The sequence below is a fragment of the Alistipes sp. dk3624 genome (assembly GCF_009557455.1).
Taxonomy (GTDB): domain Bacteria; phylum Bacteroidota; class Bacteroidia; order Bacteroidales; family Rikenellaceae; genus Alistipes_A; species Alistipes_A hominis.
This window is the reverse complement of the sequence record NZ_CP045651.1, coordinates 2,482,131-2,507,555: the sequence shown is the minus strand read 5'-3', so window position 1 is coordinate 2,507,555 and position 25,425 is coordinate 2,482,131. Positions and strand designations below refer to the sequence as shown.

General features: G+C 53.8%; 18 protein-coding genes. 7 read left to right on the top strand and 11 right to left on the bottom strand.

The features are described from left to right. Positions 1-112: 112 nt before the first annotated feature. The 5 genes from GFH31_RS10675 to GFH31_RS10655 all read right to left on the bottom strand — a co-directional run bounded on the left by GFH31_RS10675 (position 113) and on the right by GFH31_RS10655 (position 6,212). Complete coding sequence (locus tag GFH31_RS10675; protein WP_228385762.1) at positions 113-1,594, bottom strand: phage/plasmid primase, P4 family; 1,482 nt, start codon at positions 1,592-1,594, stop codon at positions 113-115. 308 nt (positions 1,595-1,902) lie between these two features. Continuing rightward, on the bottom strand, positions 1,903-2,193 hold the full coding sequence (locus tag GFH31_RS10670; protein WP_153497908.1) for a DUF3853 family protein: 291 nt from the start codon (positions 2,191-2,193) through the stop codon (positions 1,903-1,905). A 180-nt stretch (positions 2,194-2,373) separates the two neighbouring features. After that, entirely contained in the window at positions 2,374-3,183 is an 810-nt protein-coding gene (locus tag GFH31_RS10665) for a hypothetical protein (RefSeq protein WP_153497907.1), read from the bottom strand. A 25-nt stretch (positions 3,184-3,208) separates the two neighbouring features. After that, entirely contained in the window at positions 3,209-4,504 is a 1,296-nt protein-coding gene (locus GFH31_RS10660; RefSeq protein ID WP_410488886.1) for a phage integrase SAM-like domain-containing protein, read from the bottom strand. A 307-nt stretch (positions 4,505-4,811) separates the two neighbouring features. Beyond that, positions 4,812-6,212, bottom strand: coding sequence for a DUF4419 domain-containing protein (locus GFH31_RS10655; protein WP_153497905.1), 1,401 nt, complete (start codon positions 6,210-6,212; stop codon positions 4,812-4,814). A 321-nt stretch (positions 6,213-6,533) separates the two neighbouring features. Between GFH31_RS10655 and GFH31_RS10650 the strand changes: the two genes are divergently transcribed. Beyond that, positions 6,534-6,749, top strand: coding sequence for a hypothetical protein (locus tag GFH31_RS10650; protein WP_055202000.1), 216 nt, complete (start codon positions 6,534-6,536; stop codon positions 6,747-6,749). A gap of 196 nt (positions 6,750-6,945) precedes the next feature. Here the strand turns inward: GFH31_RS10650 and GFH31_RS10645 are convergent, their stop codons facing one another. From GFH31_RS10645 to GFH31_RS10630, 4 genes are all read right to left on the bottom strand, one after another. Then, positions 6,946-8,844, bottom strand: a complete 1,899-nt coding sequence (locus tag GFH31_RS10645; RefSeq protein WP_101571295.1) for an ATP-binding protein — start codon at positions 8,842-8,844, stop codon at positions 6,946-6,948. Between the two features lie 197 nt (positions 8,845-9,041). Continuing rightward, positions 9,042-11,534 carry an endonuclease MutS2 gene (locus tag GFH31_RS10640; RefSeq protein ID WP_101571297.1) on the bottom strand — a complete coding sequence of 831 codons (2,493 nt, stop codon included), beginning with the start codon at positions 11,532-11,534 and terminating at the stop codon, positions 9,042-9,044. A gap of 37 nt (positions 11,535-11,571) precedes the next feature. After that, positions 11,572-12,522: an MlaD family protein gene (locus GFH31_RS10635; RefSeq protein WP_101571299.1), complete on the bottom strand. Its 951-nt coding sequence runs from the start codon at positions 12,520-12,522 to the stop codon at positions 11,572-11,574. Between the two features lie 43 nt (positions 12,523-12,565). After that, positions 12,566-13,747 (bottom strand): N-acetylmuramoyl-L-alanine amidase, encoded by a 1,182-nt coding sequence (locus tag GFH31_RS10630; protein WP_101571301.1) that lies wholly within the window; start codon positions 13,745-13,747, stop codon positions 12,566-12,568. An 88-nt stretch (positions 13,748-13,835) separates the two neighbouring features. On the opposite strand from GFH31_RS10630, the gene GFH31_RS10625 reads away from it, so the two are divergent. The 3 genes from GFH31_RS10625 to GFH31_RS10615 all read left to right on the top strand — a co-directional run bounded on the left by GFH31_RS10625 (position 13,836) and on the right by GFH31_RS10615 (position 19,391). Beyond that, positions 13,836-16,583 carry a putative LPS assembly protein LptD gene (locus GFH31_RS10625; RefSeq protein WP_228385761.1) on the top strand — a complete coding sequence of 916 codons (2,748 nt, stop codon included), beginning with the start codon at positions 13,836-13,838 and terminating at the stop codon, positions 16,581-16,583. 80 nt (positions 16,584-16,663) lie between these two features. After that, the gene (locus tag GFH31_RS10620) at positions 16,664-18,730 is read left to right on the top strand and encodes a M3 family metallopeptidase (protein WP_153497904.1); all 2,067 of its coding nucleotides are present in this window, start codon (positions 16,664-16,666) and stop codon (positions 18,728-18,730) included. 25 nt (positions 18,731-18,755) lie between these two features. Then, on the top strand, positions 18,756-19,391 hold the full coding sequence (locus GFH31_RS10615) for a hypothetical protein (protein WP_118656422.1): 636 nt from the start codon (positions 18,756-18,758) through the stop codon (positions 19,389-19,391). A 79-nt stretch (positions 19,392-19,470) separates the two neighbouring features. Here GFH31_RS10615 and GFH31_RS10610 read toward each other — a convergent pair whose 3' ends face one another. Further along, entirely contained in the window at positions 19,471-20,811 is a 1,341-nt protein-coding gene (locus tag GFH31_RS10610; protein WP_118458763.1) for a Gfo/Idh/MocA family oxidoreductase, read from the bottom strand. A 164-nt stretch (positions 20,812-20,975) separates the two neighbouring features. Here GFH31_RS10610 and GFH31_RS10605 point away from each other — a divergent pair, with 164 nt between their 5' ends. Continuing rightward, a complete protein-coding gene (locus tag GFH31_RS10605; RefSeq protein WP_055202015.1) occupies positions 20,976-21,962 on the top strand; it encodes a nucleoside hydrolase in 987 nt (328 codons plus the stop codon). A 76-nt stretch (positions 21,963-22,038) separates the two neighbouring features. Continuing rightward, entirely contained in the window at positions 22,039-22,845 is an 807-nt protein-coding gene (locus GFH31_RS10600; protein WP_147387391.1) for a hypothetical protein, read from the top strand. A 2-nt stretch (positions 22,846-22,847) separates the two neighbouring features. On the opposite strand, the gene GFH31_RS10595 is transcribed toward GFH31_RS10600, so the two are convergent. Then, positions 22,848-24,128, bottom strand: a complete 1,281-nt coding sequence (locus GFH31_RS10595) for a mechanosensitive ion channel family protein (protein WP_118458767.1) — start codon at positions 24,126-24,128, stop codon at positions 22,848-22,850. 220 nt (positions 24,129-24,348) lie between these two features. Between GFH31_RS10595 and GFH31_RS10590 the strand changes: the two genes are divergently transcribed. Beyond that, positions 24,349-25,419, top strand: a complete 1,071-nt coding sequence (locus tag GFH31_RS10590) for an efflux RND transporter periplasmic adaptor subunit (RefSeq protein WP_118458769.1) — start codon at positions 24,349-24,351, stop codon at positions 25,417-25,419. Positions 25,420-25,425 lie beyond the last annotated feature (6 nt).

Sequence of the window (25,425 nt, the reverse complement as noted above, 5' to 3'; positions counted from 1 at the left end):
CCTGCTACATTTGCTACATATCCTACATAGATGATTTTTCATATTGCACATAATCAATGATATAGCATTTTCGTTATGTAGATAATGTAGGATATGTAGGTGAAAAAAGATTTTATTTTTTTGCATAAACTACATTACCCGGCGTTTTCCTTTCCGTCAAAAAGCCTATCATCTTGATTCGCTCGGAAAATGTCCTTATAGAACAAGTCTTATAACCATTGTCACAACAAAATGTCTTATAATCACCGTACAGGGCCTTTAGGAAAACAAAATCATCTATTGCCGGACTATACCCCTCTTCTTCGATGAACATAGCCACGCTGTCGGATTCCCGGCGATAGGCATCGACCTGATCCTGCACCATCTCGGACTGAGTAAATTTCCTTTGAGCCAATACCCGGCGCAACCCATCGAGCAACCAATTAAATACGCCACTCAGTTCCGAGGCTATGATCTTTTTTGCCAGTTCCGGATCTTGCTCCGATTCCGGGATAGTTTGATTGAACGGAATGATGATGAACCGGCGGAAAAACGCATTGGTTTGCTCTACTTCTTTCGGCAACTCATTGCAGTTGAACATCAGTTTGCCATAGTCCCGCATTACGAAAGGCTTACCGTATATCTGCCGGGCCTCAACGGGTTCGCCGCTTACCAACTGTTTGAATATCGACGCTTCCAGTTTCCCGTTGATCTCCGAGGCGTAATTCAATAGCTTGTTGGATAGTTCCGCTCGCTGGTAGCTGTCGTATTTGGTAAGGTTCTGCAAAGAATAGGAGCAAATATTCTCGTCTCCCAGAATAGCGTTCACGATCTCGAAGAATACCGATTTGCCGTTGGCCCCGGAACCGTACAAGATTAGGGCCTTTTCAAGTTTCAGATTATTAATAAATATGTATCCGAGGTATTCGGCCAACACTTTCCGGCAGTCGGCATCAGGTACGACACGGCCCAGATATTTATCGAACATCGGACACCTGGCATCCGGGTTATACTCGAATGGAAGTTGGTATTTGATAAAATCCTCCCGGCGTTGCCCTCGGAGCTCCTGCTTATCGTCTGCAATCTCGAAAGTGCCGTTAAGCAGGTTTATCAGGACATTCTTCTTGGTTTCCGGTGTTGGCAGGTTCGAGGCCGAAAGGAATTGCTTATAAAGCTCGTCCTTGAACTGATGGTATTTCGCCTCCAGTACCGGTACTCCCATTCTCATAGCGGCATCCGCTAAAAAAGGTTTAAAATCTTCTGCGTTCACTACTTGCCAATACTTACCGTTAAAGACATAGATAAACCCGTCTTTGGTGCATAGTCCCCAATTATTACGGATAGCTGTGTCGATTATTTCATCAATGGCGATCACTACATAGAGTTTGCGGGTGATCTTGGTGTCCTCGTCAAGTCCGGCCCGCTCCCGGAAGTCCACCGGCTCGATCTGGGCAAGCAGTTCCCGCAATACCTTTTGACAGGTCTTGCCGGTAAGGGCTTCCTTTTGAACATCAACGTGCAACCGTTTGGCTTTCTCCAGTTCCGCCCCTATTAGGCCGATATAGTCCGGCATACAGTTGGCCGCTCCGTTTCCCGCTGATTGTGCGCTATTCATTGACTTGCCCTCTGATTAGTTCCGGATCGGTCGTATAGAACCCGGCACGGTATTTAGAGATAGGACACAACCCGTAACGCACAACGGCTATCTGTTCCCGCATTCGCAGTTTACCCACATATCGGCACACATTAGCCCGACGTATTCCGGTTTCCGCCGAAACTTCAAGCATCGTTTTAGGACGAGTCGAGAAACAGAGGCGGACAGTTTGCAGTTGGGGTAAAGTTTGACTATCTTTGCTATGCACACCGATAGAATAAGGATTGCCGTTCCCGCTTGGGGCGGCTTTTCTTTTTGTACCCATAGCCCTACTTGTTGTATTGGTCAAACAGTTCGATTGCTTTGGCCTTATCCACAACGATTTTGCGCCCGTTCTGCTTTACAGCCGGTTTTAGGAAAGTGTCTTTGTAACGTTGGGCGGTGGCATGGGATACGCTGAATAGTTGGCGAATGCCTTTGAGTCCATAAACGTAACCCTGCGTATAATCAACGGGATTCGTTGAGGCGGGTTCAGGCGTTTTGCTTTTCTCAAGCAGTTCCACAAACTGTGAGACGGTCAAGGCGGCGATAGGGGTTTCCCCTGTGACATTGGTATACATAACATTATCTTTTTTTTGATTTTACATTGGCGTGGTAACTATTCCACTAAATCAAATTTGATAATGCAAAGAACCCAATATATTTCACGTAGGACTAAGCGTAAGACATCCTATATTTTGCCACAGAACATAAAAAAACGCACGGCGTAAACCGTGCGTTTATAGTTCGAGCGTCCATCCTTATTCTATGCCTATCGTCTTTAATAACTCGGCGGCTGCCTTGATTGCATTTCGCTCAGGAGCTTTATATGAAAGGGTATTCTGCGGTTCTACACTTATATTTCCGCCTGTTACAGCCTCAACAAATGCGGCCTTTTTAGTTCTATCTATGTTTTTGCAAAGGCCCGATTTGTCGATTAATGCCATAACAGCGGCTCGGCGATAGGTGGCAGGGTATATTTTGTGTCCCGGGCGTTTTTCCTTGTCTCTTCTGCGGGGGGAGCCGTCGTCAAAAGGAATTAGTTTCGGTTCGGGCAACGATAGCAAATGATCCATTTGCTCATCGCTAACCCTTATGCTGTCAATTAAATCATAATCGACAGTAAACGTTTTTATGGTCGATGCATATTCCACTATAAGATCAAATATATCTACATAATCATCCCCTGGTTCGTGCGGGTACTTCTTCTTTAGTTTCTCCTCGACTTTGTGTATGGTGTCGTTACCAATCATTTCAGTAATTAATATCAACGGCAAAAAACGCACTTCACGTGTCAGGAGCGCAGAACGTGCCTTATCATCCAGCCGCATTAATTTGTTCTCTGTTCTACTTATAATTTCATCGCAAAAGTCAAAAATGGGAAATTCGCTCCGCTCGTATTGCAAAACAATATAACCCCTGACTTGTCGCATAATGGATAAAGATTCTATTTCGTCGATATCTTCCCCGCTATCCTCTAGGGGTGTCAATTCTAAATCCTCGGCAAAAGTACGCATTGACGATAGGAAGTTGTAAAAAATGTGAAACGGGGTTCGGTATTCTCTTTCCATTGCTTGTTATGTTTTATATTTGGCTTTACCTATCAAACAGTTTCATAGCCTCAACCTTAGCAGTATCGGCAATATCTATGTATGGTTTCATTGCTTTGTAGTCGCTGTGTCCCGTCCACTTCATCACAACCTGCGGGGATATACCCAAAGAGAGGGCATTACAAATGAATGTCCGCCGCCCGGCATGAGTTCCGAGTAGTTGCCATTTCGGAAAAACCTCGTCTATTCGCTCGTTGCCTTTGTAGTAAGTGACCGTTATCGGCGTATCGATCTCGCAAACCTTACCCACATCTTTCAGGTAGTCGTTCATCCTCTGATTGCTAATAACCGGCAATGCAAGGTTCCCCTTGAAATGGTCGCCGGTGTATTTATCCAATATAGCTCGGCTATACTTGTTTAACTCTATTCTAATAGTGTCCGCCGTCTTTACGGTTGTAAGGGTAATATGAGTATTGAAAACATCGGTACGGCGCAAGTTGGCCACATCGGAATACCTCAATGAAGTGAAACAACAAAAGCAAAATACATCCCGCACCCGCTCCAAATGTTTCTGTTTATCCGGGAACCGGTGATTATAGACCGTCATAAGTTCCTCCCAATCCAGAAATATTATCTTTTTCTCTGTGGTCTTTAGTTTGGGTTTGAATGTCATGTAGTCGTTTGTCTGACAATACCCGTTAGCGGTCGCCCAACGCAGGAACCATTTGAGGAATCCCATTTGTTTACCTATGGTAGTGTTCCGCATCTGCTTGACTTCTCGCAGGTGGGTAATATAGCCGGATAGTCCGGCCTCGGTAAGATCGGAGAATGCCAGATTAGCGTTATAGGATTCGAGGTGATTGCGGACGGCGGCGAACTTCTGATAGGTTGCCGGTGTCCAGTTGTTGACGCCTCCCATTTCATGGGTAAACTTATCAAAATAGTAAAAAAGGTTCCTTTCCTTTATCTCGACCACTTTCTCCACACGTCCGGCAGCCTCGTTAAACTCGGCCCTTATTTCGTCCGGGCCGGGGACTATACCCCTCAACTCGTAGGACTTAAAAATACCATCTATAACATCCTCGTATTGCTGGATACGGCTATTGATAAGCGTTGCTGATTGCTTTTGCAGGTTGGTAGTTTTGGCCTTACACCGTTGCGCCTGGTTATCCCACTGCGAGATCTTCACACGATACCCCACATTGAAATCGACCTTATTTCCCGGCCAACGCACCCGGACTCGCAATTTCGCATCCGGTTTATAAACGGGATCACCGGGGCCCGAAAACGCTTTGTCAATCTCCTTATCCGGAAAGAATAGAATATTGTATTTGATTTTGATGCTTGCCATTGATTCCCTACATTTGTTACAAGTCCCTGCTTTGGGATTAAACCGCATCCGTCAAAATCCGGTTTAGTCCCTACCCTACAAAAGTAGGGACTAATTTTGACTTATCATAATGAATTTGGGTATATTTTATTAAATCATCACTTTTGTAAAGTACCTGAAAATAAGAAGTTATAAGATTCGGCTAAATCACACAAAATAGCCATTCGGGAGCCTCCAGCTCCACGGACTCGCGGAACATCAGCGTATTGAACAAGACGAACGGCTTTACCGAAAAGTAAAGCCGTTCGCTGTTTTGAGGTTATTGTCGTTCTGAGATCCGATTGCCGTTTATTTGGATTGCCGTATCCGGGAACAGCCGCCGGATACGCTCCACTCCCTCCTCGGTGATTTTCCCGGATAACATCAACAGTTTGATTTGCACTGCGGCCAATTCATCCGGTATATCGATTTCATCGACGAAGGCTATTTCGAGTTTTCTGATTTTTTTCAGTTCCAACAAAACGGCTGGAAATTCTTTAACCCTGATCGAGATGCCGGAATCCGCATCGGCTTCCAGTTTACTTTTCAATCCCCGGTTTCGAACGTCTTTCTTTCTGACCATCCAGCCTATCCGGGGCCTCAGCGCAAAATTATCCTTGTTTTGCTCCAAGCCTACGAAACCGGCCCAAAGTTCCAACGGGGTTTCGACCGCTTCGCCGTCGCGTACTTCCAGAAATTTCAGATCGACTTTTACGATCTCGCTGGGCAAACAATCGCGTCCTTCGAGCCGCTCCAGATTGTTCCTTTTCCCGTCTTTATCATAAGGGAAAAATTTGACGATCCATCCGTCGATGATTTCGGGCGCTCCGTATTTTTCCTGAGAATGATATTTAAACATATTACGCCAGAACGCTTTGTCTACTTCGCCTTTGGACGCTTTGACGAACTCCTCCAAAAGGGGCTCCAGTTCGGAAATCCACCATTCCAGTCCGTACTCCTTCAACTTTCTGGCTTTGTTCAGCACTTTTTTCCAATCCCCGGGGGTACCTTCGAGCGTTATTTCGGGAATCCCGCAAACTATATACATCACGATAAATTCGAAATAAGGCTTCACCGCTTCCATGACCGTCACCTCGGAAGCAATTCGCTCCGACGGGGTCGTCGTCGAAAAATCGCCGGTCAGCAATCCGGCCAGTTTTTTCCCGGTATATTTTTCGATCTGTCCGGTAAATCCGCAAAGAGTCCGTTCCCACGGGAAAGCAGGATCTTCCGGCCTCATATCCGCTTCCACGATCAAAGACAATTTTCCGGAAAAATCGACGAAACAATGCCTCAGAGAGTCTTGATTGGCTTTCACATGCCGTGCAAACCCCTGGCTGATCAACAGCCAAATCATATCCGGAGACAAAACGAACGGTCTGTGTTCAGCGTATGCCCCGTACATCCCATTGAAAAAAGGGTTATTCTTACAATAGATCAAACTGTCCGGAGCTTCGCTTCGGGCAAGAATGCCGAACGGATAACGTATATTATTTTGTTTCACATCAAAGGGCCTCAATTCGACGTCGGACAATATAAGCCTCTCCCAAACCTCCCCGTAGGATTGCATTCTAACCGGCCCCTCGGGTTTCGAAAGTTCCTCGACTTCGAAAGTAACTTTATGTTGGGCAAACGCGGAAAGGTTCCCGAACAGACACAGGCAGAACAGTAATTTTTTCATAATACCGGATTTTGTCGTTTCCGATGTCGATTCTTCGGACAAGTCTGTACGTCAACGGACGACCGTAGACAAATATAACATTATTTATTAAAAATACGGCAAACGCGATATCGAAATATTATCGTCCAACGGACAATTCGCCGAAATCGTAAAATGAACGACGAAACATCTCGGACTTTCCGCAGGGATCAAAAATGGCGCGGTTCTTGGAAATTTCAGGATCGGAACCGTCCGAAGGACAGCCGCTCGCGGTTTGCTCCGCGCCCGTGCCGTCGCATGACCGTCCCGAAAAAAATCACAGAACCTTTAAAATTTACAACCATGAACGACCGCGTCAAGGAAAAGGCCGAAAAGGTAAAACGGAAAATCGATGCCGGCATCGACCGGACGGCCGAAAAGATTTCGGATGTATCCGACAGCGTCCAGCAGCATGCGACGCACGTAAAACATGCCGTAAAAGAAAAAGTAGCCCGAGCGGCGGATTCCGTCAAAGAGAAGGCCCAGCACATCAGCGATTCGATGCGGGAGACGAAATAAAATCGTTCCTGCGTCCGCGCTGAAAATACGGATCGTCATCCGAAACGAATATCCGCACCGACGCGGCCGGCCTGCAAATGCCGCAGCCGGTTCGCAACGCCCCGATTCATGCCGGACAATCGCCGACATGCAGCCTATCACGAACACCGGCCGGCGCTACGAATAGCGCCGGCCGGCATTTTGAAAACGAAACGCCTCAGGCATCCGTTCCGAGTAGCCTTCGCACCGTTTTTCTCAAATCGTCCGGCGAATAAGGCTTCGAAACGACCGTATTGCATCCGGCGGCCAAAGCTTGTTCCTTCTCGCTGTAAAAGACGTGCGCCGTCACGGCGACGATCGGAACGTCGGGCGAGATCGCGCGGATTTTTTCGGTCGCCTCAATCCCGTTCATCACCGGCATCCGGATATCCATCAGGATCAGGTCGGGACGTTCGCGCACGAAGCTGAGCACCGCCTCCTGCCCGTTCGGCACCCACCGAAGCACGTATTCTTTGGACAGCGCGGCTTCGAGCAATTTGAAATTGGTTTCCACATCCTCGGCGACCAGAATCACTTTCCGCCGTCTGTCCGCCGAGCCTTCCGCATCCGTGCATACGGCCGTGGCCGAACAGCAAGGCAAACAAAGCGTAAACGTACTCCCCTCGCCGACCTGCGAACGCACCTCGATCCGTCCGCCGAGTCGCTCGGCGATGCTCCGGCAGATGGAAAGCCCCAGCCCCGTCCCCTGCACAAAATCGTTCAGCTTTTCGAAACGGTCGAAAATAAGCGGGACTTTCTCCTGCGGGATACCCCGTCCGGTATCGGTCACAAATAGTTCCAACCAATCGTTCCGCAACTTCGCTCCGAGGGTGATCCACCCCCGATCCGTATTTTTGATCGCGTTCGAAAGGAAATTGAAAAGCACCTGCGTCAACCGATTGCGGTCGGAAGAGATCCATACCGGCAGCCGCGGGCACTCTATTCTGAAACCGACTCCTTCCTTCATTTTCAGCCGGTGCACTTTCTCCACCTCCTCGAGCAATCCGGTAATTTCCACCTGCTGAAAATGGGTTTCCGCCCGTCCGGATTCGATCCGCGAGAGATCGAGAATATCGTTGATCAACTGCAGCAACAGGTTGCTGTTTTTGCGAATGATATCCAGGTATTCCTCCCTGTGCGCATCGCAGTCGTCGGCGGCGAGCAACTCCGAAAACCCGACGATCGCATTCAGCGGAGTCCGTATTTCGTGGCTCATGGTGGCCAGAAAAACCGATTTCAACCGGTCGGCCTCCACCGCTTTTTTCTTCGCGACGATCAGTTCCTCGGTGTGCCGGACGCGGTCGCCCACGTCGTGGATCAGCGCGAGCACCCTGTTCCCTTCAAACGGGGCGATCCGCGCCTGAAAATAGTGCCGTCCGTCCTTGTCCAGCGGATATTCGATCTCTTTAATCTGACCGTCCTGCAGGCACTCCCGTATATTGCGAACGAACAGATCGCTCACCTCCGGCGAATAGATCGTCCGCCCGTCCGCTCCGATCAGCTCGTTCACCGGATGGAGCAGGATCGTGCCCCGAGACATCAACACGTCGGTAATAACAAAACGGTCGTCCAGGATAAAAATAAATTCCGGCAATGCCTCGACGATTTTCCGGTTCCGCTCTTCGAGGCTCCGGATGCGGGCCTCTTTTTCGCAGCGGGAAGTGATGTTCGACGTATAGGCGATCAATTTGCGGGGACGACCCTGTTCGTCCGGCTCGCAGGAGAAAAAACAGTCTTCCAGCCAAACCGCCTGCCCCTCTCGGCCGACGCAGCGCACCCGTATCTTGGATACTTTGGTATCGGATGCCAACATGCATTCGAAAGCGTTTCTGTAAGAATCGACGTCGTCGGGATGCGCGAAACGGTAAAAATCGTCGATATCCGCGAATTCGATGCCGGCATCCCGGAGCCCCAGCACCCGGAAATAATCGTCGTCGAAACAGCAGGCTCCCGTCGGGATATCGTATTCCCACAGGGCGATCCGGTGAGCCGCCAGAACGGAAATGACGTTTCGGTATTTGTTTTCGATCGAATGATCGTGCTTTTCAGGAGGAAAAAAGCGGTCGTTTTCGTTCATGTCACACTTTTTGGATAGCAGTCCGATAGTAAAAGTATAAATAATCGCGTTCGAAGATACCTCTGCGGATATTTTTTCACCGGATTTTTCTGACCGCCATCCGAGCGTTATCGGAAACATCTCAGTAAGAATGCACTGCAAACCGAAAGCAGCCGCGACGTCCGCCAGGGCGACGACCGCTTCCCGTAAAATTCAATCTATAAATCCAACTTGACGACCGTAATGCCGGCCCCGCCGAGTTCTTCGTGCTCGTCCCGGGCGCTTTTGACCAGATCGACCGCGCGCAGGTAATTGCGAATCTCCTCTTTGAGGGCCCCGGTACCTTTGCCGTGCAAAATCCGGATTTCGGAAAAACCCAGCATGATCGCCTCGTCGACAAAATCCTGCGTAGCCTGCAGCGCTTCGGACACCCGCATACCGCGCACGTCGATCTGCTGGGTAAATTGCAGCCGGCGTTCGGCCGTACTGTAATTCGTGACCGGAACGGGCGCGGAACGTTCGTTGCGCACCGCCTTTTTATATTCGGCATTCGAGATGGGTTCCAGCCGCTCGGCGTCGAGAGTCGTCAGAATTTGCCCGAAACCGACGGTGGCCCGCTTACCGCTCACGCTAACAACCTCGCCTACGGCATCCTGCCCTTTGATCCGCACTTTAACGCCCGGCTCTACGATCCGGGGCTTTTCGGGGGGCGGCGCAGGCGTCGCACTCCCGGTCTCCGGCTTGCGGTTGCGGCGTTCGGCACGGCGCTGTTCGCGCCGGCGGATCTGCTCGATTTTCCGGTCGATCGCTTCGTCTCCGGCGGAATCCTGTTCCAGCGTCTCTTTAAATTCCTCCATTTTGCGCCGCACCTCCAACGTCTTTTCCTTATCTGCCTGCGACTCGCGGATCACCCGGATCGTATTTTCGATCTGTTTGTTCGCTTCGGCGGTAATCTGCCGCGCCTCGGCCTTCGCCTCGCGCAACAGCCGGCTGCGCTCCGCCTTCAGCGTTTCCAGCTCGGACTGATATTTTTCGGAAAGTTCGTCCACGCGCTTTTCGGCCTGACGGATTTTATCGCGCTTTTGCTCCCAGTAACGGCGGTCGCGGGCGATCTCGCGCAACTGGCGCTCGATGTTGATATGGTCGCTGCCGGCTTTTTCCGACGCGCTGCGGATGATCTCTTCCGGAAGCCCGATCTTGCGGGCGATCTCGACGGCGAACGAACTGCCCGGCTTCCCCATTTCGAGCCGGAACAACGGGCGGATGTTCTGCACGTCGAACGTCATCGCGCCGTTCTGAATGCCGCGCGCATTGCTGGCGTAGTATTTCAGATTCGAATAATGCGTGGTAATCACGCCGAAACAGTGCCGCTGTTCGAACTTCTCAAGCAGCGCCTCGGCAATCGCTCCGCCGATGATCGGCTCGGTACCCGTGCCGAACTCGTCGATCAGAATCAGCGAACGCTCCCCCGCGCTGCGGAGGATATTCTTCATATTCAGCAAGTGCGAACTGTAAGTACTCAGGTCGTTTTCAATCGACTGCTCGTCGCCGATGTCGATGAAGATATCTTTGAAAATCCCCATCTCCGAATTTTCGGAAACCGACACGAGAAACCCCTTCTGAAGCATGTATTGCAGCAGCCCGACCGTTTTCAAACAGACCGATTTGCCGCCGGCGTTCGGCCCCGAAATCACCAGGATATGCTTGTCGTCGGTCAGGGTCAGATCGAGCGGAACGATCTCCTTCCCTTCGCGCCGCAACGTCTGCGCGAGCAACGTATGCCGGGCCCGGATCAGGCGGATCGAACTGCGGTTCTCGACGATCGGCAACGTACAATCGTTGGCCAACGCGAAACGCGCCTTGGCCCGGATGAAATCCATCGTCGTCAGGAAATCGCCCGACTCGCGGATACGGGGCAGGTCGGGACGGATCGCATCGGTAAAACGGGTCAGGATACGCACGACCTCGCGGCGCTCCTCGTATTCGAGCGCCTTCAGTTCGTTGTTGAGCTCCACGACCTCGATCGGTTCGATATAGACCGTCTTGCCGGTCGCCGACTCGTCGTGGATCAGGCCTTTGATTTTCTTTTTATTGGCGGCGGCCACCGGGATCACGGCGCGCCCTTCGCGGATCGAGACCGACACGTCGCCGTCCACGATGCCCGAAGCCTGCGCCTGTCCCATGATCTGTTGCAGGCGGCGCGACACCTGGCTCTCCCGGTCGCGGATCGTCCGGCGCAGCGAGAACAGTTCCGCGGAAGCGTTGTCCCGCACCTTTCCGAACTTGTCGACGATCGAGTCGATGTGGTTGATGATCTCCGGAAAACCGTCGACCCCGCTGCACAGGGCCCTCAACTGCGGATACTGCTCGTCGGTACGGGCATTGAAAAAGGCGACCAGCCCGTGGACCATCGCCAACCCTTTGCGCAACGCCGCCAACTCGCCGACATCCAGGAAAGAGCCCTCGACGGCCCCTTTTTTCAGGAACGCGTCCATATCGACAAAGCTGCCTTCGGGCAGTCCGTTGTCCATCATCAACACCGTTCGCATCTCGAAAACCTGACCGAGACGCGCGACGACCGACTCGTAGTCGTCACTGAACGCCGCCTCAAAAAGTTTATCGACTGCGCCCTGCGTCACGCAGAGCGCCTTGACCTGGCTACGGATACGATCGAAACCGATCTTATTCTCAAAATTATCGGGATAAACCAAAACTTTCGGAAAAAAATTAATACGGTAAACGGACGCGCTATTCGTCCCGGTTGCGCCGGCCGAACACCGACACGTTGATATAACGGCTCGGGTGCGCTTTCAGATCTTCCAGCAGGGCCGACAGATTCGCCGTGGCGTCCACCAGTTCGTCATACAACGCCTGGTCGTTCAGGAACCGACCGACCGTGCCGTCTCCGTGGTTGACTTTTTCGAGCGTCGTGTTCAGCGATTCGAGCGTCGTGGTCACCTGCGCGATCATCGTCGGAATCTTCGACTTGCTTAGCGAATCGCTGAAATTCTCGACGTTGGTGACGATCCGGTCGATCTGTCCTGACTTGCCGTTCAGCGTTTTGGACAACTCGTTCAGGTTCTGCACGATCTCGCGGACGTTATTTTTCTCCCCGGCGATCACTTCGTTGAGATTGCCCGATATCGAAGCGATGTTCGTAAATGTCGCATTCAGGTTGTCCTTGTTGTCGGCCATCAGCGTATTGATATGTCCGAGCGTAATCATCAGTTGGTTGATCACGTCGTTGGCGCGCTGTTTCAGGAACTCGAACTCGCTGCCGGCCACCTCCAGGAAATCCTTGTTGATCTCCGAAAAGAGCGTATCGCCCTGTTGCAGGTATTTGGCCGACTTGCCCAGTTCCAGTTCGACGGCCTTGCCGCCCATAAGCCCGTCGCTGAAAATCCGCGCCTTGGTATCGTCCGGAATCTTGAATTTCGACTTGATCGAAAATTCCACGACCACCTTATCCGACCGTTCCGGATCGAAGCTGATATCGCTGATCGACCCCACCTTATAACCTTTGATCAGCACGGCGGCCGACGACTGCAGGCCGTTCACCTGATCGTATACGGCATAGTAATGCACCGACGACGTGAACAAATCCCGTCCCTTAAGGAAATTGATCCCCCAATACAACGCCGCGATCATCAGTATCCCGAAAAAGCCTATCTTAAATTCTCTGCTCAGTTTCAATTTCATGCCTAAAATTTTATCTGTCCGTTATTCACAATCGTTCGTTCAATCACTGCTGCCTGCGGCGCGCTTCGCCGACCGGGATCGTTTTATCGCCGTCGAATGCGACCAGGAACGCGTCCCGGATACTCTTGCGCACCTGGGTTTGCAAAGATAACGCTTCGTGGTAAGACGACGTGCCGCCGACGAAATATTTGTACGTGCCGCCGATCACGATCTCCTGCACCTCGCCGCGATAAGGCCCGAAACGGGACGAATTCTTCGGCAGTTTCTGCGGGGCCGAAGCGACTTGAACCCGGTAGACGATCTCCCCGCCGCTGTCGTCCGCGACGCTCTCCGTTGCGGCCGTTTCCGGCTCGTCCCGGGCGAAATCCGCCGCAGAATCGTTCCTCGGCTGCGAATCGTCCCCGTCGTCGTCACTCAAAACAATCCGTGTGCCACGTCCCTCGCTGCGCACCTTGTACTCGCTGAATGCGTTGAACAAACAGCGCGCATACGTCTCGCGCCCTTTGTCAGAACCGACGAACTTCTCCTCCGCGGGATTCGAAATAAACCCGAACTCCGCCAGGATGCTCGGCATCGCCGCCGACCACAGCACCAAAAAACCGGCCTGGTGCACGCCGCGGTTCTGCATTTTGGTCTGACTGGCAAACTGTTTCTGCACCATATCCGCGAACGTGCAGCTTTGCGACAAGTAAGCGGACTGGATCAGCGAAAAGATAATGAACGATTCCGGCGAGCCGGGCACGTATCCCTGGTATTTGGTCGAATAATCGTCTTCGTACGAAATCACGTCGTTCTCCTTCATCGCGACATCGAGGTTCTTGCCGGCCTTGTCGACCCCCATCACGTAAGTCGACGTGCCCGACGGCGCGGAAGATTTGTTGCTGTTGATATGGATCGAAATGAACAGATCCGCTCCGGCCTTGTTGGCGATGTTTCCCCGTTCGTTCAACGGGATCAGCACGTCGGTCTTGCGCGTATACACCACTTTGACATCGGGATATTTCTGGCCGATCATCTTTCCCAAACGGAGCGCAACGTCCAGATTGATATCTTTTTCCTTGTAAATCCGGCCGACGGCTCCCGCGTCCCGTCCGCCGTGTCCCGCATCAATTACGACGGTATTTATACCGATTTCCTTCTTTTGCGCGTTAGCAGTAATAACGACGCCGAAAAGCGAAAGAAAAACGACCGAAACCGTTAAAAACGTGAGGCTTGAAACTTTCATTACGGCAAACGTTAGAGAACTCTTTTTTTTTAACTATTTTTGCGGACGAAATTTGATAACTTTGCAAAGTTAAATTATTTGTTGGGATTTGCGGCTAAAAAAAGCGAAATATATCTTACTCCTGCTATGTCTGATCCCGTTTGGACAGCTTGTTTTCAGCCGCGAGAGGGCTTATCCGGCCTCTTCGGACGAATCCTTTTTGCAGGATACCGCAGGACGCGATTCGCTGACGGAAAACGTTGCGATCGCGCACGCGGCCGCAGACTCCGTCCCCGGACTGGATTCTTCCGCGACGCCGCAATATGCGGCGGCCGACAGTGCGGCCGTCGCCGCGCGGGATACTTCCAAGAAAGACACCGCGCAGCGCAAATCGTTCCTCGACGACGTAATTTCGGGGAAAAACCAGGATTCGCTGGTTTACGATCTTCGTAACAAAACGGTCTACATCTACGAGAAAGGCGACGTCGACTACCAGGATAAAAACCTGAAGGCGGACTTCATGAAAATCAACATGGACGACAAGATCATCTTCGCCTACGGACGCGAAGATACGACCACCAAGACGAACACCCGGCCCGAATTCACCGACGGAGGATCGACCTACCAGATGGACACGATCACCTACAACATCGCCACCGAAAAGGCCCGTATCAAAGGCGTGACGACGCAGGACGGCGAAGGCTACCTGAAAGGCTCGCGCGTCAAGAAAATGCCCGACAACACGATCAACATCGCCAACGGCAAATACACCACCTGCGACTTGGATCACCCGCACTTCTACCTGGCAATGACCAAGGCCAAGACCATTCCGGGCAAGAAGGTGATCGTCGGCCCGTCGTACCTGGTGATGGAAGACGTGCCGATCTATTTCCTCGGACTGCCGTTCGGCTTCTTTCCGACGATGAGCGGACGCCACTCCGGTTTCATCATGCCGACCTGGGGCGAGGAGGCCATAAAGGGCTTTTTCCTGCGGGACGCCGGGTACTATTTCGCATTCAACGACTACATGGACATGACCGTCCAGGGCGGTTTCTACACGCTGGGATCGTGGCAAGCGAGCCTCGCTTCGCGGTATGTCAAGCGGTACAAATACCGGGGCGGCCTGAATTTCTACTTTTCAAAAGACATCATCGGCGAACGCGACGAGCCCGACTACGTCAACATGAACAACTTCAACCTGCAATGGACGCACCAGCAGGACGCGAAGTTCCGCCCGAACTCGACCTTCTCGGCCAGCGTGAACTTTTCAACCAGCGGTTACAGCAAATACGGGGCGCAGACGATCAACGACTACCTGAACACGCAAACCAACTCCAGCATCTCCTACTCCAAATCGTGGGCCGGTACGCCGTTCTCTTTATCGACCAACATGCAGCACTCGCAGAACTCGCAGGACACGACCGTTTCGCTGAGTTTCCCGAACGTGGTTTTCAGCGTATCGCGCGTCTATCCGTTCCGGCGCAAGGAGGCCGTCGGCAAGCAGCGCTGGTACGAGAAAATTTCGTTCACCTACACGGGAACGCTCGGCAACAACGTAAAAGTCAAAGAAAGGGATCTGTTCACCGACCGGATGTTCAAGCAGATGAAGAACGGCGTCAACCACAACATTCCGATCTCCACGTCGCTGAACCTGCTCAACTACATCAACGTCAGTCCTTCGGCAAACTATCAGGAACGCTGGTACTTCCGCAAGATCGACAAGGAGTGGGACCCGGTTTCCCGGTCGGTCGTCAACGGCGATACGACCACCGGCTTCTACCGGCTGTACGATTACAGTTTCTCGGTCAGCGCCACGACCAAGCTGTACGGAACCTACCAGTTCAAAAAAACGGCTGCCGTGCAGGCGTTCCGCCACACGCTGACCCCGACGATCAGCTTCAACTACCGCCCCGATTTCGGAGCCGCCAAATACGGGTATTACAAATACGTGCAGAGCGATACGCTGGGTAACATGAGGCGCTATTCGCCGTTCGAGGAGGGTCTGTACGGGGTGCCGAGCGCGGGGCGTAGCGCGGGCATATCCTTCGGACTCACCCAAACGCTGGAAATGAAAGTGCGCAGCAACAAAGACACCTCGGGATTCCGGAAGATCAAGCTGATCGACAACTTCAGCATCACGTCGTCCTACAATTTCCTGGCCGACTCGCTGAACCTGGCTCCTTTCTCGATCAACCTGCGCACCAACCTGTTCAAAAACGTCGGACTGAACGTCAACGCGACGCTCGATCCTTATCAGATAGACGCCAACGGACGAAAGGTCAACAAGTTCATGCTGCGGAAAGGGAAACTGGGACGGCTCACGAGCGTCAGCACCTCGTTCGGCTATTCGTTCAATTCGAAAAACCGGGGATCCTCGTCGCCGGCAGCCATCAACGACATCAACAGCGGGACGACCGAAGTGCCTCCGGAATATACCGACATGTTCACGCAGCCCGGCTACAACCAAATCGACCCGTTCACCCGGCGGCAAATGATGTCGGCCACTTACTACGACTTCAGCATCCCGTGGAATTTCGGATTCAATTACAGCTTCAGCTATACGAAGCCCGGGCTTCAGGCCAATATCGTCCAAACCCTCGGCTTCAACGGCAGCGTCAACCTGACGCCCAAATGGGGAGTTACGTTCAACGGCGGTTACGACTTCGGATCGAAAAAAATCACGCCGGGAACCTTCACGCTGACCCGCGACCTGCACTGCTGGCAGATGTCGTTCAACTGGGTTCCGATCGGGTTCCGCAAGAGCTGGAGCTTCACGATCAACGTGAAGGCTTCGATGCTGAAAGACCTCAAGTACGACCGCAACAGCAGCTTCTACGACAACTTCTACGACAATTAAACGGTCGCGGGCCGCGTTAGTTAGTACGATATTTGCAATCTCTATACTGCTTTGAAATGAAAAAAATAATTTTGTATTGTATGGCTATTCCCGTCCTGACGCTGGGAGCCTGCGGCGAAAAAAAGAATCCGCTGCTGGTGACGTCCACCGCGCCCTACGAAGCGCCGCTGTTCCCGCAAATCACAAACGAAGATTACAAACCGGCTTTCGACAAAGCGCTCGAAGAGGCCCGTGCGGACATCGACCGCATCGTGAACAATCCCGACGAACCGACCTTTGCGAATACCGTCGAAGCGCTTGCGTTCAGCGGAGAACGCCTCGACAACGTCAGCAGCGTCTTTTTCAACCTGAACGAAGCGAACACGAACGACACGATGCAGAACCTGGCGCTGGAAATCTCGCCTGTTCTGACCGAATTCAGCAACGACATCACGCTGAATCCGGCGCTTTTCGAACGGGTCAAAGCGGTCTACGCCCGACGCGACTCGCTCGCCCTGACGCCCGAACAGTCTCGCCTGCTCGAAAAGACCTACAAAGATTTCGCGCGCAACGGCGCGGCGCTGTCCGAAACGGATAAAAAGACCTACCGCGAGCTAACCGCCAAACTGTCGCAACTGACCCAGAAATTCAACCAGAACACGCTCGGCGCGACCAACGCCTTTATCCTGCACATCACCGACTCGGCGCAGGTCGCCGAACTGCCCGACCTTGTCCGCGAAGGAGCGGCGGCCGAGGCCAAAGAGCGTAACCTCGAAGGGTGGGTCGTCACGCTGCAATACCCGAGTATGTCGCCGTTTATGATGTACTCGTCGAACCGCGAGCTGAAGGAGAAGCTGTGGAAAGCGTATAACACCCGCGCGTTCGGCGGCGAGTTCGACAACTCGAAGATCGTCGAAGAGATCGCCGACACCCGGCTACAAGTGGCCCGCCTGCTCGGCTACGATACTTACGCCGACTATGTGCTCGAAGAACGGATGGCCGAAAGCGCCCCGACGGTCAACGCTTTCCTGACCGAACTGCTCGACCGGGCGATCGGCGCCGCGCATGCCGACGTAAAGAGCGTCGCCGAATATGCGGCCGCGAACGGTTTTACCGGCGAGTTGATGCCGTGGGATTTTTCCTACTATTCCGAAAAACTGAAAAACGAAAAATACAGCATCAACGAAGAGCTGACCAAGCCCTATTTCAAACTCGAAAACGTGCAGGCCGGCATTTTCGACCTGGCCGGCAGACTCTACGGAATCTCGTTCAAAGAGAACCCCGACATCCCGGTCTACCACCCGGACGTAAAGGCCTACGAAGTGCACGACGCCGACGGGAAATTCCTGGCCGTACTGTACATGGACTTCTTCCCGCGGGCCTCGAAACGCGGCGGGGCCTGGATGACCGAATTCCGCAGCCAGTCGGCGCGCGACGGGCAGGACACCCGCCCGCTGGTCTCGCTGGTTTTCAACTTCACGAAACCGACCGAGAATACCCCGTCGCTGCTGACATTCGACGAGGTCAGCACGATGCTGCACGAATTCGGACACTCGCTGCACGGCATTTTCTCGCAGGGAAACTACCCCGGCATGACCGGCACGTCGGTCTACCGCGATTTCGTCGAACTGCCGTCGCAGATTATGGAGAACTGGGCTACCGAGAAAGAGTTCCTCGACCTCTGGGCCGTACACTACCAGACCGGCGAAAAGATGCCGGCCGAGCTGATCCGGCGGATCATCGACGCCAAGAACTACCTGGCCGCCTACCAGCATATCCGCCAGGTATCGTTCGGTTTGTGCGACATGGCCTGGCACAGCATTACCGCCCCCGTGAACGAACCGGCCGACGCTTTCGAAGCGAAGGCAGTCGCCAGGGCCCAGGTGATGCCGCGGGTGGACGGACAGTGCATGTCGACCTCGTTCACGCACATCTTCGCCGGAGGCTATGCCGCCGGGTATTACAGCTACAAATGGGCCGAAGTGCTCGAAGCGGACGCGTTCTCGCTGTTCAAGGAAAAAGGCATTTTCGACCGGGAGACGGCCGCGTCGTTCCGCGAAAACATCCTGTCGAAAGGCAACTCGGAGCACCCGATGGAGCTGTACGTCCGTTTCCGCGGACATAAACCCGACACGCAGGCGCTATTCGACAAAATGGGAATCAAATAGTCCGAAACACAAACCGGGAATTGCTATGAAAAACCGACGTTACTGCCTGCTGGGATTGCTTGGAATCGGCCTGTGGGCCTCCGGATGCAACCGTGCGAAACCGCTTCCGTCCGACTATTTCGGAGGCGAATTCGTCTGCTACGACGACACGGCCCGGTTTTTCGACTGCGCGACCGGCCGTACCTATCTGCTCGACCGCAGCGGGGCGTATCCGGAAGTCATCGCAAACTACGAACAAATGCGGCCGGCCCCCCACGAGCGGGTTCACATGTTCTGCCACGCCGAGATCCGGCAAGAAGCCGACTCGTCGAACGGCCCGGTCCGGATGGTCGTCCGTGAACCTTTCGGTTTCGACCGGGCGACCCACTGCGATCCGAACGGCCTGATCGCGGGCATGTACCGTAGCAACGCGGGCGGCGGGGAAGGCAACCGGATGCTGCACCTGAGGGGCGACTACACCTATACGGTCGTCCGTTTCACCGAAACGACCGAACAGCGCGAGGACGGACGCTGGGGACTGAGCTCCGAATCGGAACTGGTACTGAACCCTCAGGAAGCCGGCCGGCCCCAGCGCCGGTTCGAGATCCTGTTCGAACCGGAAACCCTCGTAGCCAACGACGGACTCGGACAGCTTACCTATCAAAAAGTTTATCTGGACTGACCGTCCTTGCGGACAGACAAAAACGGAAGCGGAGGAAAAAAAACGACATTTCCTCCGCTTCCGTTTTGATGCCGGAACGCTAAACGTCCAGCGAATATCCGTCGCGGTACTGGTAATGCATCCGTTTAGTGGCTTCCGGATCGTTCATGAATTTCTCGACGATCGGGTTCCACACCACCGGACGCTTCAGTTCGTTGGCGATGTTGCCCAAATTGCAGACCGTGCAGGAACTATGTCCCACTTCCACCGGAACGTTCGGATCGATCCGCGAACGCATCGAGTTGATAAAGGTCTGGTAGTGCCCGACTTTCGTCTCGTAAGGCACGCTGCTGTCCTGCTGTTTCTCGGCCTTCGGCATGAATTTCGGGTCGGAAGCGAGGAATTCGCCGCGGCACACCTGGATCCAGCCGTTGTCGCCGTAAATTTTGAGTCCCTGCTTGCCTCCGTCGAACTCCTGTTCGGTAACGGTCGTTCCGTTGTCGTATTTATAAGTCAGGTGATCGTAATAGCTGTATCCGGCGGGAATAATCTCGACCGGGCCGTTGCCGTCCTTGCCCATCGCCCACTGCGCGATGTCGAACATGTGCGCGCCCCAATCGGTCATCAGGCCGCCGCCCATGCCCTGATACCAGCGCCATGCGCCCCAGAGCTGTTCGTTCTGCTCGGGATCGATCGTGATGACCGGGTTCAAATCCGAATTGTAATAAATGGTTTCGGGCAGCGGACCGAGCCACTTGTCCCAATTCAGGCCGGCCGGCACTTCCTGTTTCGGCAGCGTGTAGGGAGTCGGCGAACCGCCCACATGCACCTTGATCAGCCCGATCTTGCCGAGTTCCCCCTCGCGGCACAGGTTGGCAGCGTGGATAAATTCGGCGTCGGAACGCTGCTGGCTGCCGATTTGCAGGATGCGGCTGTACTTACGCACCGCTTTGCGAAGCTGCTGTCCTTCATAAATGGTCAGCGTCATCGGTTTTTCGAGGTAAACGTCTTTGCCGGCCTTGCAGGCGGCGATAGCGATGATCGCATGCTGGTGATCCGGCGTGGCGATCACGACCGCGTCGATATCGGGACGCGCCAGCAGCTCTTGATAATCTTCGTACAGGTCGACCTTGCATTTTTCGCCGTGATCGGCGTAGTATTTCTTCACGCGCTTATCGAAGCGGGCGCGTTTCACGTCGTAGACGTCGCAGCCGGCCACTACTTTCACCCCGTCGATGGTAATGAAACCGTTGAGCAGGTGCATCGCCTGCTGACCGAGGCCGATAAAACCGATGTTGATCGTGTCGTTGGCAGCGGTTTTTTCATTTTTTTTGCTTTTCGCAGCAGCCGCCAGCCCGGAGGGCATCAGTAACGCCCCGGCTGCGCCGAGTGCGGAAACTTTCAGAAAATCGCGGCGTGAGAATTTCGATTCAGAACTCATTTTCAGTTGGTTTAATAATTTCGGTTTTTTGTTTTTGGAAAATCATGTAGGCAAGTTACTCATTTCGCCCGGGAAAAACAAAATATTTTAAAAAAACGATTCCGTTTTGCATATCCCGCGTCCGTTCGTTATCTTTACATTTCGACAACTTAATCGAAAAACCTATGAAAACGTTTTTTTACCTACTGTTGGCACTGTGCTGCGCGGCCTGCGCGCCGAAAAAGCAACCCGTTTCGCTGATTTTCGACACGGATATGGCTCCCGACTACGACGACGTGGGCGCCATGGCCGTACTGCATGCGCTGGCCGACTCCGGCGAAGTCGATATCCTGGCCACCGTCTCGTCGAATAAACAGGAGACCACCGCGCCGTGCATCGACGTACTGAACACCTATTTCGGGCGGCCCGGGATTCCCGTCGGCGCGCCGAAAGGCGAAGGGGTCAGTATGGATACCTGGCATAAAGGGCTGAAGTGGACCGAAGAACTTCCGTCCCGTTTCCCGCATAAGGTCGAAAGCGCATCGCAGGCCGAAGACGCCGTATCGGTTTACCGGCGGGTGCTGAACGCGCAACCGGACACCAGCGTCGTCGTCGTGACGGTCGGCTTTTTCACGAACCTGAAAGACCTGCTCGAATCGGGGCCGGACGCCGACAGCCCGCTGTCCGGCAAAGAACTGGTCGCGGCCAAAGTGAAACGGCTGGTTTCGATGGCCGGGTATTTTCCGGAAGGCAAGGAGTTCAACGTGATGATGGACGCGCCGGCCAGTCAGTACGTATTCGAGAACTGGCCGACCCCGATCGTTTTGAGCGGATTCGACATCGGCGAAAAGATCATCACCGGCAAGCAGACCGCGGCCATGCCGGTCGAAGGGAGTCCGGTGCGCGAAGCCTATAAAATGTGTCTCGAACAGGATAATCCGGAAGGACGGAACAGTTGGGATCAGTCGGCCGTACTGGTCGCCGTACGCGGAGCCGAACCCTATTTCGGTCTCGAAACCGGCACGCTGACGGTCACGCCGGCCGACAGCAACGATCACTGGACGCCCGATCCGGCCGGCCGACACGCGCGGCTGCTGCCGAAAATGCCGACCGAACAGGTTACGGCTACGATCGAAGCATTGATGATGCATCAGCCCACGGTACGGAAATAACTTTCGCAAGCCGCTCCGGACGTAACTTTTGCCGAAGGAAAACGTTTTACGGAAAACAACCAACCGAATGGAAGCCATGAAAAGAATCATACTGATCCTGGGGAGCCTGTTCCTCGGATACGCGGTCTTCGCACACCCGGCGGACCGCTATTTCGACGACGACGATTACGATGACGGCGATCTGTACGAATGGGGCGTGCAAATCAACAATTACGCGGCCCCTTATTCCGACCAGTTCGTGATCTGGGCCGCACGGGAATACAATTTCCCGCGCAACGACCTACGGTACTACCTCCGCAAAGGATACTCGCCGAGCGACCTGCTGGCCGGAATCGAACTGTCGCGCCGATCGGGATATCCGTTGCGCGCCGTGATGGACTATTACCGGCGCGGCAAAGACCGCAACTGGATCAACGTTTCGCTCCATTTCGGAATCGGACGTTCGTCGGCGGACTTCCGCATCATCCTCGGCAGGTTCCGCGAATACAGTCGGTACTGGAACGCATACTACGCGCACCGTCATCCGGGACGGGTTCCGCCTCCCGTTTACCGCCACGGCTGGTCTTACTTCCGGCCCGATGCGCCGCACCGCCGGCCCGCGCCCAAACCTCCGCGCCCGGTCGTACGCCCCCCGCACCCTCCGCGTCCGCAAATGCCGGGCAACCGTCCCGCCGTTCCGCCGGGACATCCGGTTCGGCCGCAGCGGCCTTCGAGCACCGACCGGCCGCAGCGCCCCGAATACCGTCCGCGGAACCAAAAATCCATTTCCGGACGTAGCGCGCGCGACGCTTCGCGGAGAAACGACGACCGCCGCAGCGACCGAGAGAAGGATCGGACGCAAAAGGTCGATAAAAAGGAAAATAACAAAAGTTATCGCCGCTGACCCTACGCTCCGGCCGCAACATTCCGCGCCGGACGGAAAATCCGCTGGATGTCGTTGCCGGAAGGATTCTGAAACAGCACCAGGTCGAATTCGGGCACGACCGCGATGATATGGTCGAACAGATCGGCCTGGACGCTTTCGTAGGCGACCCACTCCTTGATGACCGAAAAACAGTACACCTCGACCGGAATCCCGTTCGGAGTGGGCTGTAGATGGCGCACCATGCAGGTCAGCTCGTGGTTGACGACGGCCAATTTTTTCAAGTAGAGGTTCAGGTAAGCTCGGAAAACAGTCAGGTTGGTCAGCCGGAAAAAATCGGCGCCGTTCGGGTTTTCCGCACCGTTACGGTACCGGTCGAATTCGGTCTCGCGCTGAACGACATAGTCGTGCAACAGCTCTATATCCTTATATTTTTCGGTCATTTCGGGCGTACAGAACCGGACGCTGCCCAAATCGATGTTGATCGAACGCATGATCCGCCTGCCGCCGGACTCCTGCATCCAGCGCCAGTTCTGGAACGAATCGCCGGTCAGGATGAAAGGCGGAACGGTCGTAACCGTATTGTCGAAATTCTGTATCTTGACCGTATTCAGCGTCACTTCGAGCACCGTGCCGTCCACGTTGTACTTCGGCATACTGATCCAGTCGCCCGGTCTCAACATTTTGTTGGCGGACAACATGACTCCGGCCACGAACCCCATGATCGTGTCCTTGAATATCAGCATCAGGATCGCCGCCGAAGCGCCCAACCCGGCCAGCAGCTTCAGCGGCGAACGGCCGATCAGCAGGCTGGTCACCACGATCGCCGCCAAAAAGAACAGACCGACCTGCAGGATTTGAAGCAGGCCTTTCAACGGGCGGTCGTGCAGGGTTTCTTTCTGTTCCAAAATGCCGAAAAACACCTTCAGCAGCATGTTGACGAACATGACGACCACGAAAATAACGTACAGCAAACAGATTTTCCGGAGCAGCACGGGCGTTTCGGAATGTTCCGGAAAAGCCAGCGGAATCAGGATATAGATCAATGCGACCGGAACGATGTTCGAGAACTTGCGCAGCACGTCCCGATTGAACAACAGTTCGCCCCAACGCTTCTTCGTCCGGACGATGATCCGCCTGCCGACGGCGAGAATGACGAAACGACAAATGACGTCGGCCGCCAACGCGCAAAGCAGGATCATCGCGATGATGACGAACTGATCGAGCAGATGGGCCGTCTCGGGCTCGATACCGACCTGCACGAGCAGGTTGTGCGCCCATTTAACCAGAACACTATCTTCCATAAAAACTGAAAATCAACATTTATCCGAAGTTTACGAGCAAATATTTGGCCAATGCCCGAACCGCCCGCGACAAATGCCGGAAACCGGCAAACAAACGCCCGCGCAACGTCTGCCCGCCAGGCAAAAGAATACGAAAAAACGTCCGGGGCACATTCGATTTTGAAACGAATTTTCTATATTTGCAGGAACCTGACTTCCTTAACTTAACTTTTTACTTCGCATGCACAAAAAGACGAAATGGGCAATTACCGCCCTGATTCTTGTCGTCGCGATCGGTCTGGGCACTTACCGGCTGATACGCGAAAAAAAACCGGATGCCGGTATCGACGCGCCGCCGGCCTCTTCCAGAGCCAACATACTGAACGTAAACGCGCAGATCGTCCGCGAACAGGAACTGAGCGACGGCATTTTCACAATCGCCACCCTGCTTCCGGATGAGGAAGTCGACCTGACGTTCGAAACATCCGGCAAAATCGAGCAGATCAATTTTACCGAAGGAACCGTCGTGCGCAAAGGCGATCTGCTGGCCAAAGTGAACGACAAGCCGCTTCAGGCCCAGCTATCGAAATTCGAAGCCCAATTGAAGCTGGCCGAAGATCGCGTGTACCGTCAGAGCGCACTGCTCGAAAAGGATGCCGTCAGCCAGGAAGCCTACGAACAGGCGCGCACCGAACTGGCGACCCTGAACGCCGACATCGCCCTGGTCAAAGCCAATATCGGCCTGACCGAACTGCGCGCGCCGTTCGACGGGATCATCGGGCTGCGCCACGTCAGCGAGGGGGCTTACGCTTCGCCGTCGGTAGTCGTGGCCAAACTGACCAAGACTTCTCCGCTGAAAATCGAATTTTCGGTACCCGAACAATACGCGTCCGAGATCCGTAAGGGAACGCGCGTCACTTTCCGACTGACCGGGGAACTCAAACCGTTCGAAGCCTCGGTTTACGCCATCGGTTCGAGCCTCGACGCCAACCACCTGCTTCCGGTGAGAGCGCTCTATCCGAACGCCGACCGGAAACTGATGCCCGGCCGCTTCGCCAACGTGTATGCGCAAACGCGCAAGGTACTGAACGCCATTGTCATTCCGACCGAAGCCGTCGTCCCGGAACTGGGCGTAGACAAGGTCTTCCTGTACAGGAACGGAACAGCCCAGCCGGTGCAGATCGAAACCGGACTGCGCACCGACGCTCAGGTCGAAGTGGTCAGCGGATTGCAGACGGGCGACACGCTGATTACCTCTGGAACGTTGCAGTTGCGTACCGGACTGCAAGTGAAACTCGACCGTATCGACTAATTCCGC

What these genes read in the sequence shown, in the direction of transcription:
- GFH31_RS10675 (WP_228385762.1), bottom strand. Translation starts at nt 1,594, where the DNA reads ATGAATAGCGCACAATCAGCGGGAAACGGAGCGGCCAACTGTATGCCG.
- GFH31_RS10670 (WP_153497908.1), bottom strand. Translation starts at nt 2,193, where the DNA reads ATGTATACCAATGTCACAGGGGAAACCCCTATCGCCGCCTTGACCGTC.
- GFH31_RS10665 (WP_153497907.1), bottom strand. Translation starts at nt 3,183, where the DNA reads ATGGAAAGAGAATACCGAACCCCGTTTCACATTTTTTACAACTTCCTA.
- GFH31_RS10655 (WP_153497905.1), bottom strand. Translation starts at nt 6,212, where the DNA reads ATGAAAAAATTACTGTTCTGCCTGTGTCTGTTCGGGAACCTTTCCGCG.
- GFH31_RS10650 (WP_055202000.1), top strand. Translation starts at nt 6,534, where the DNA reads ATGAACGACCGCGTCAAGGAAAAGGCCGAAAAGGTAAAACGGAAAATC.
- GFH31_RS10645 (WP_101571295.1), bottom strand. Translation starts at nt 8,844, where the DNA reads ATGAACGAAAACGACCGCTTTTTTCCTCCTGAAAAGCACGATCATTCG.
- GFH31_RS10635 (WP_101571299.1), bottom strand. Translation starts at nt 12,522, where the DNA reads ATGAAATTGAAACTGAGCAGAGAATTTAAGATAGGCTTTTTCGGGATA.
- GFH31_RS10630 (WP_101571301.1), bottom strand. Translation starts at nt 13,747, where the DNA reads ATGAAAGTTTCAAGCCTCACGTTTTTAACGGTTTCGGTCGTTTTTCTT.
- GFH31_RS10620 (WP_153497904.1), top strand. Translation starts at nt 16,664, where the DNA reads ATGGCTATTCCCGTCCTGACGCTGGGAGCCTGCGGCGAAAAAAAGAAT.
- GFH31_RS10615 (WP_118656422.1), top strand. Translation starts at nt 18,756, where the DNA reads ATGAAAAACCGACGTTACTGCCTGCTGGGATTGCTTGGAATCGGCCTG.
- GFH31_RS10610 (WP_118458763.1), bottom strand. Translation starts at nt 20,811, where the DNA reads ATGAGTTCTGAATCGAAATTCTCACGCCGCGATTTTCTGAAAGTTTCC.
- GFH31_RS10605 (WP_055202015.1), top strand. Translation starts at nt 20,976, where the DNA reads ATGAAAACGTTTTTTTACCTACTGTTGGCACTGTGCTGCGCGGCCTGC.
- GFH31_RS10600 (WP_147387391.1), top strand. Translation starts at nt 22,039, where the DNA reads ATGAAAAGAATCATACTGATCCTGGGGAGCCTGTTCCTCGGATACGCG.
- GFH31_RS10595 (WP_118458767.1), bottom strand. Translation starts at nt 24,128, where the DNA reads ATGGAAGATAGTGTTCTGGTTAAATGGGCGCACAACCTGCTCGTGCAG.
- GFH31_RS10590 (WP_118458769.1), top strand. Translation starts at nt 24,349, where the DNA reads ATGCACAAAAAGACGAAATGGGCAATTACCGCCCTGATTCTTGTCGTC.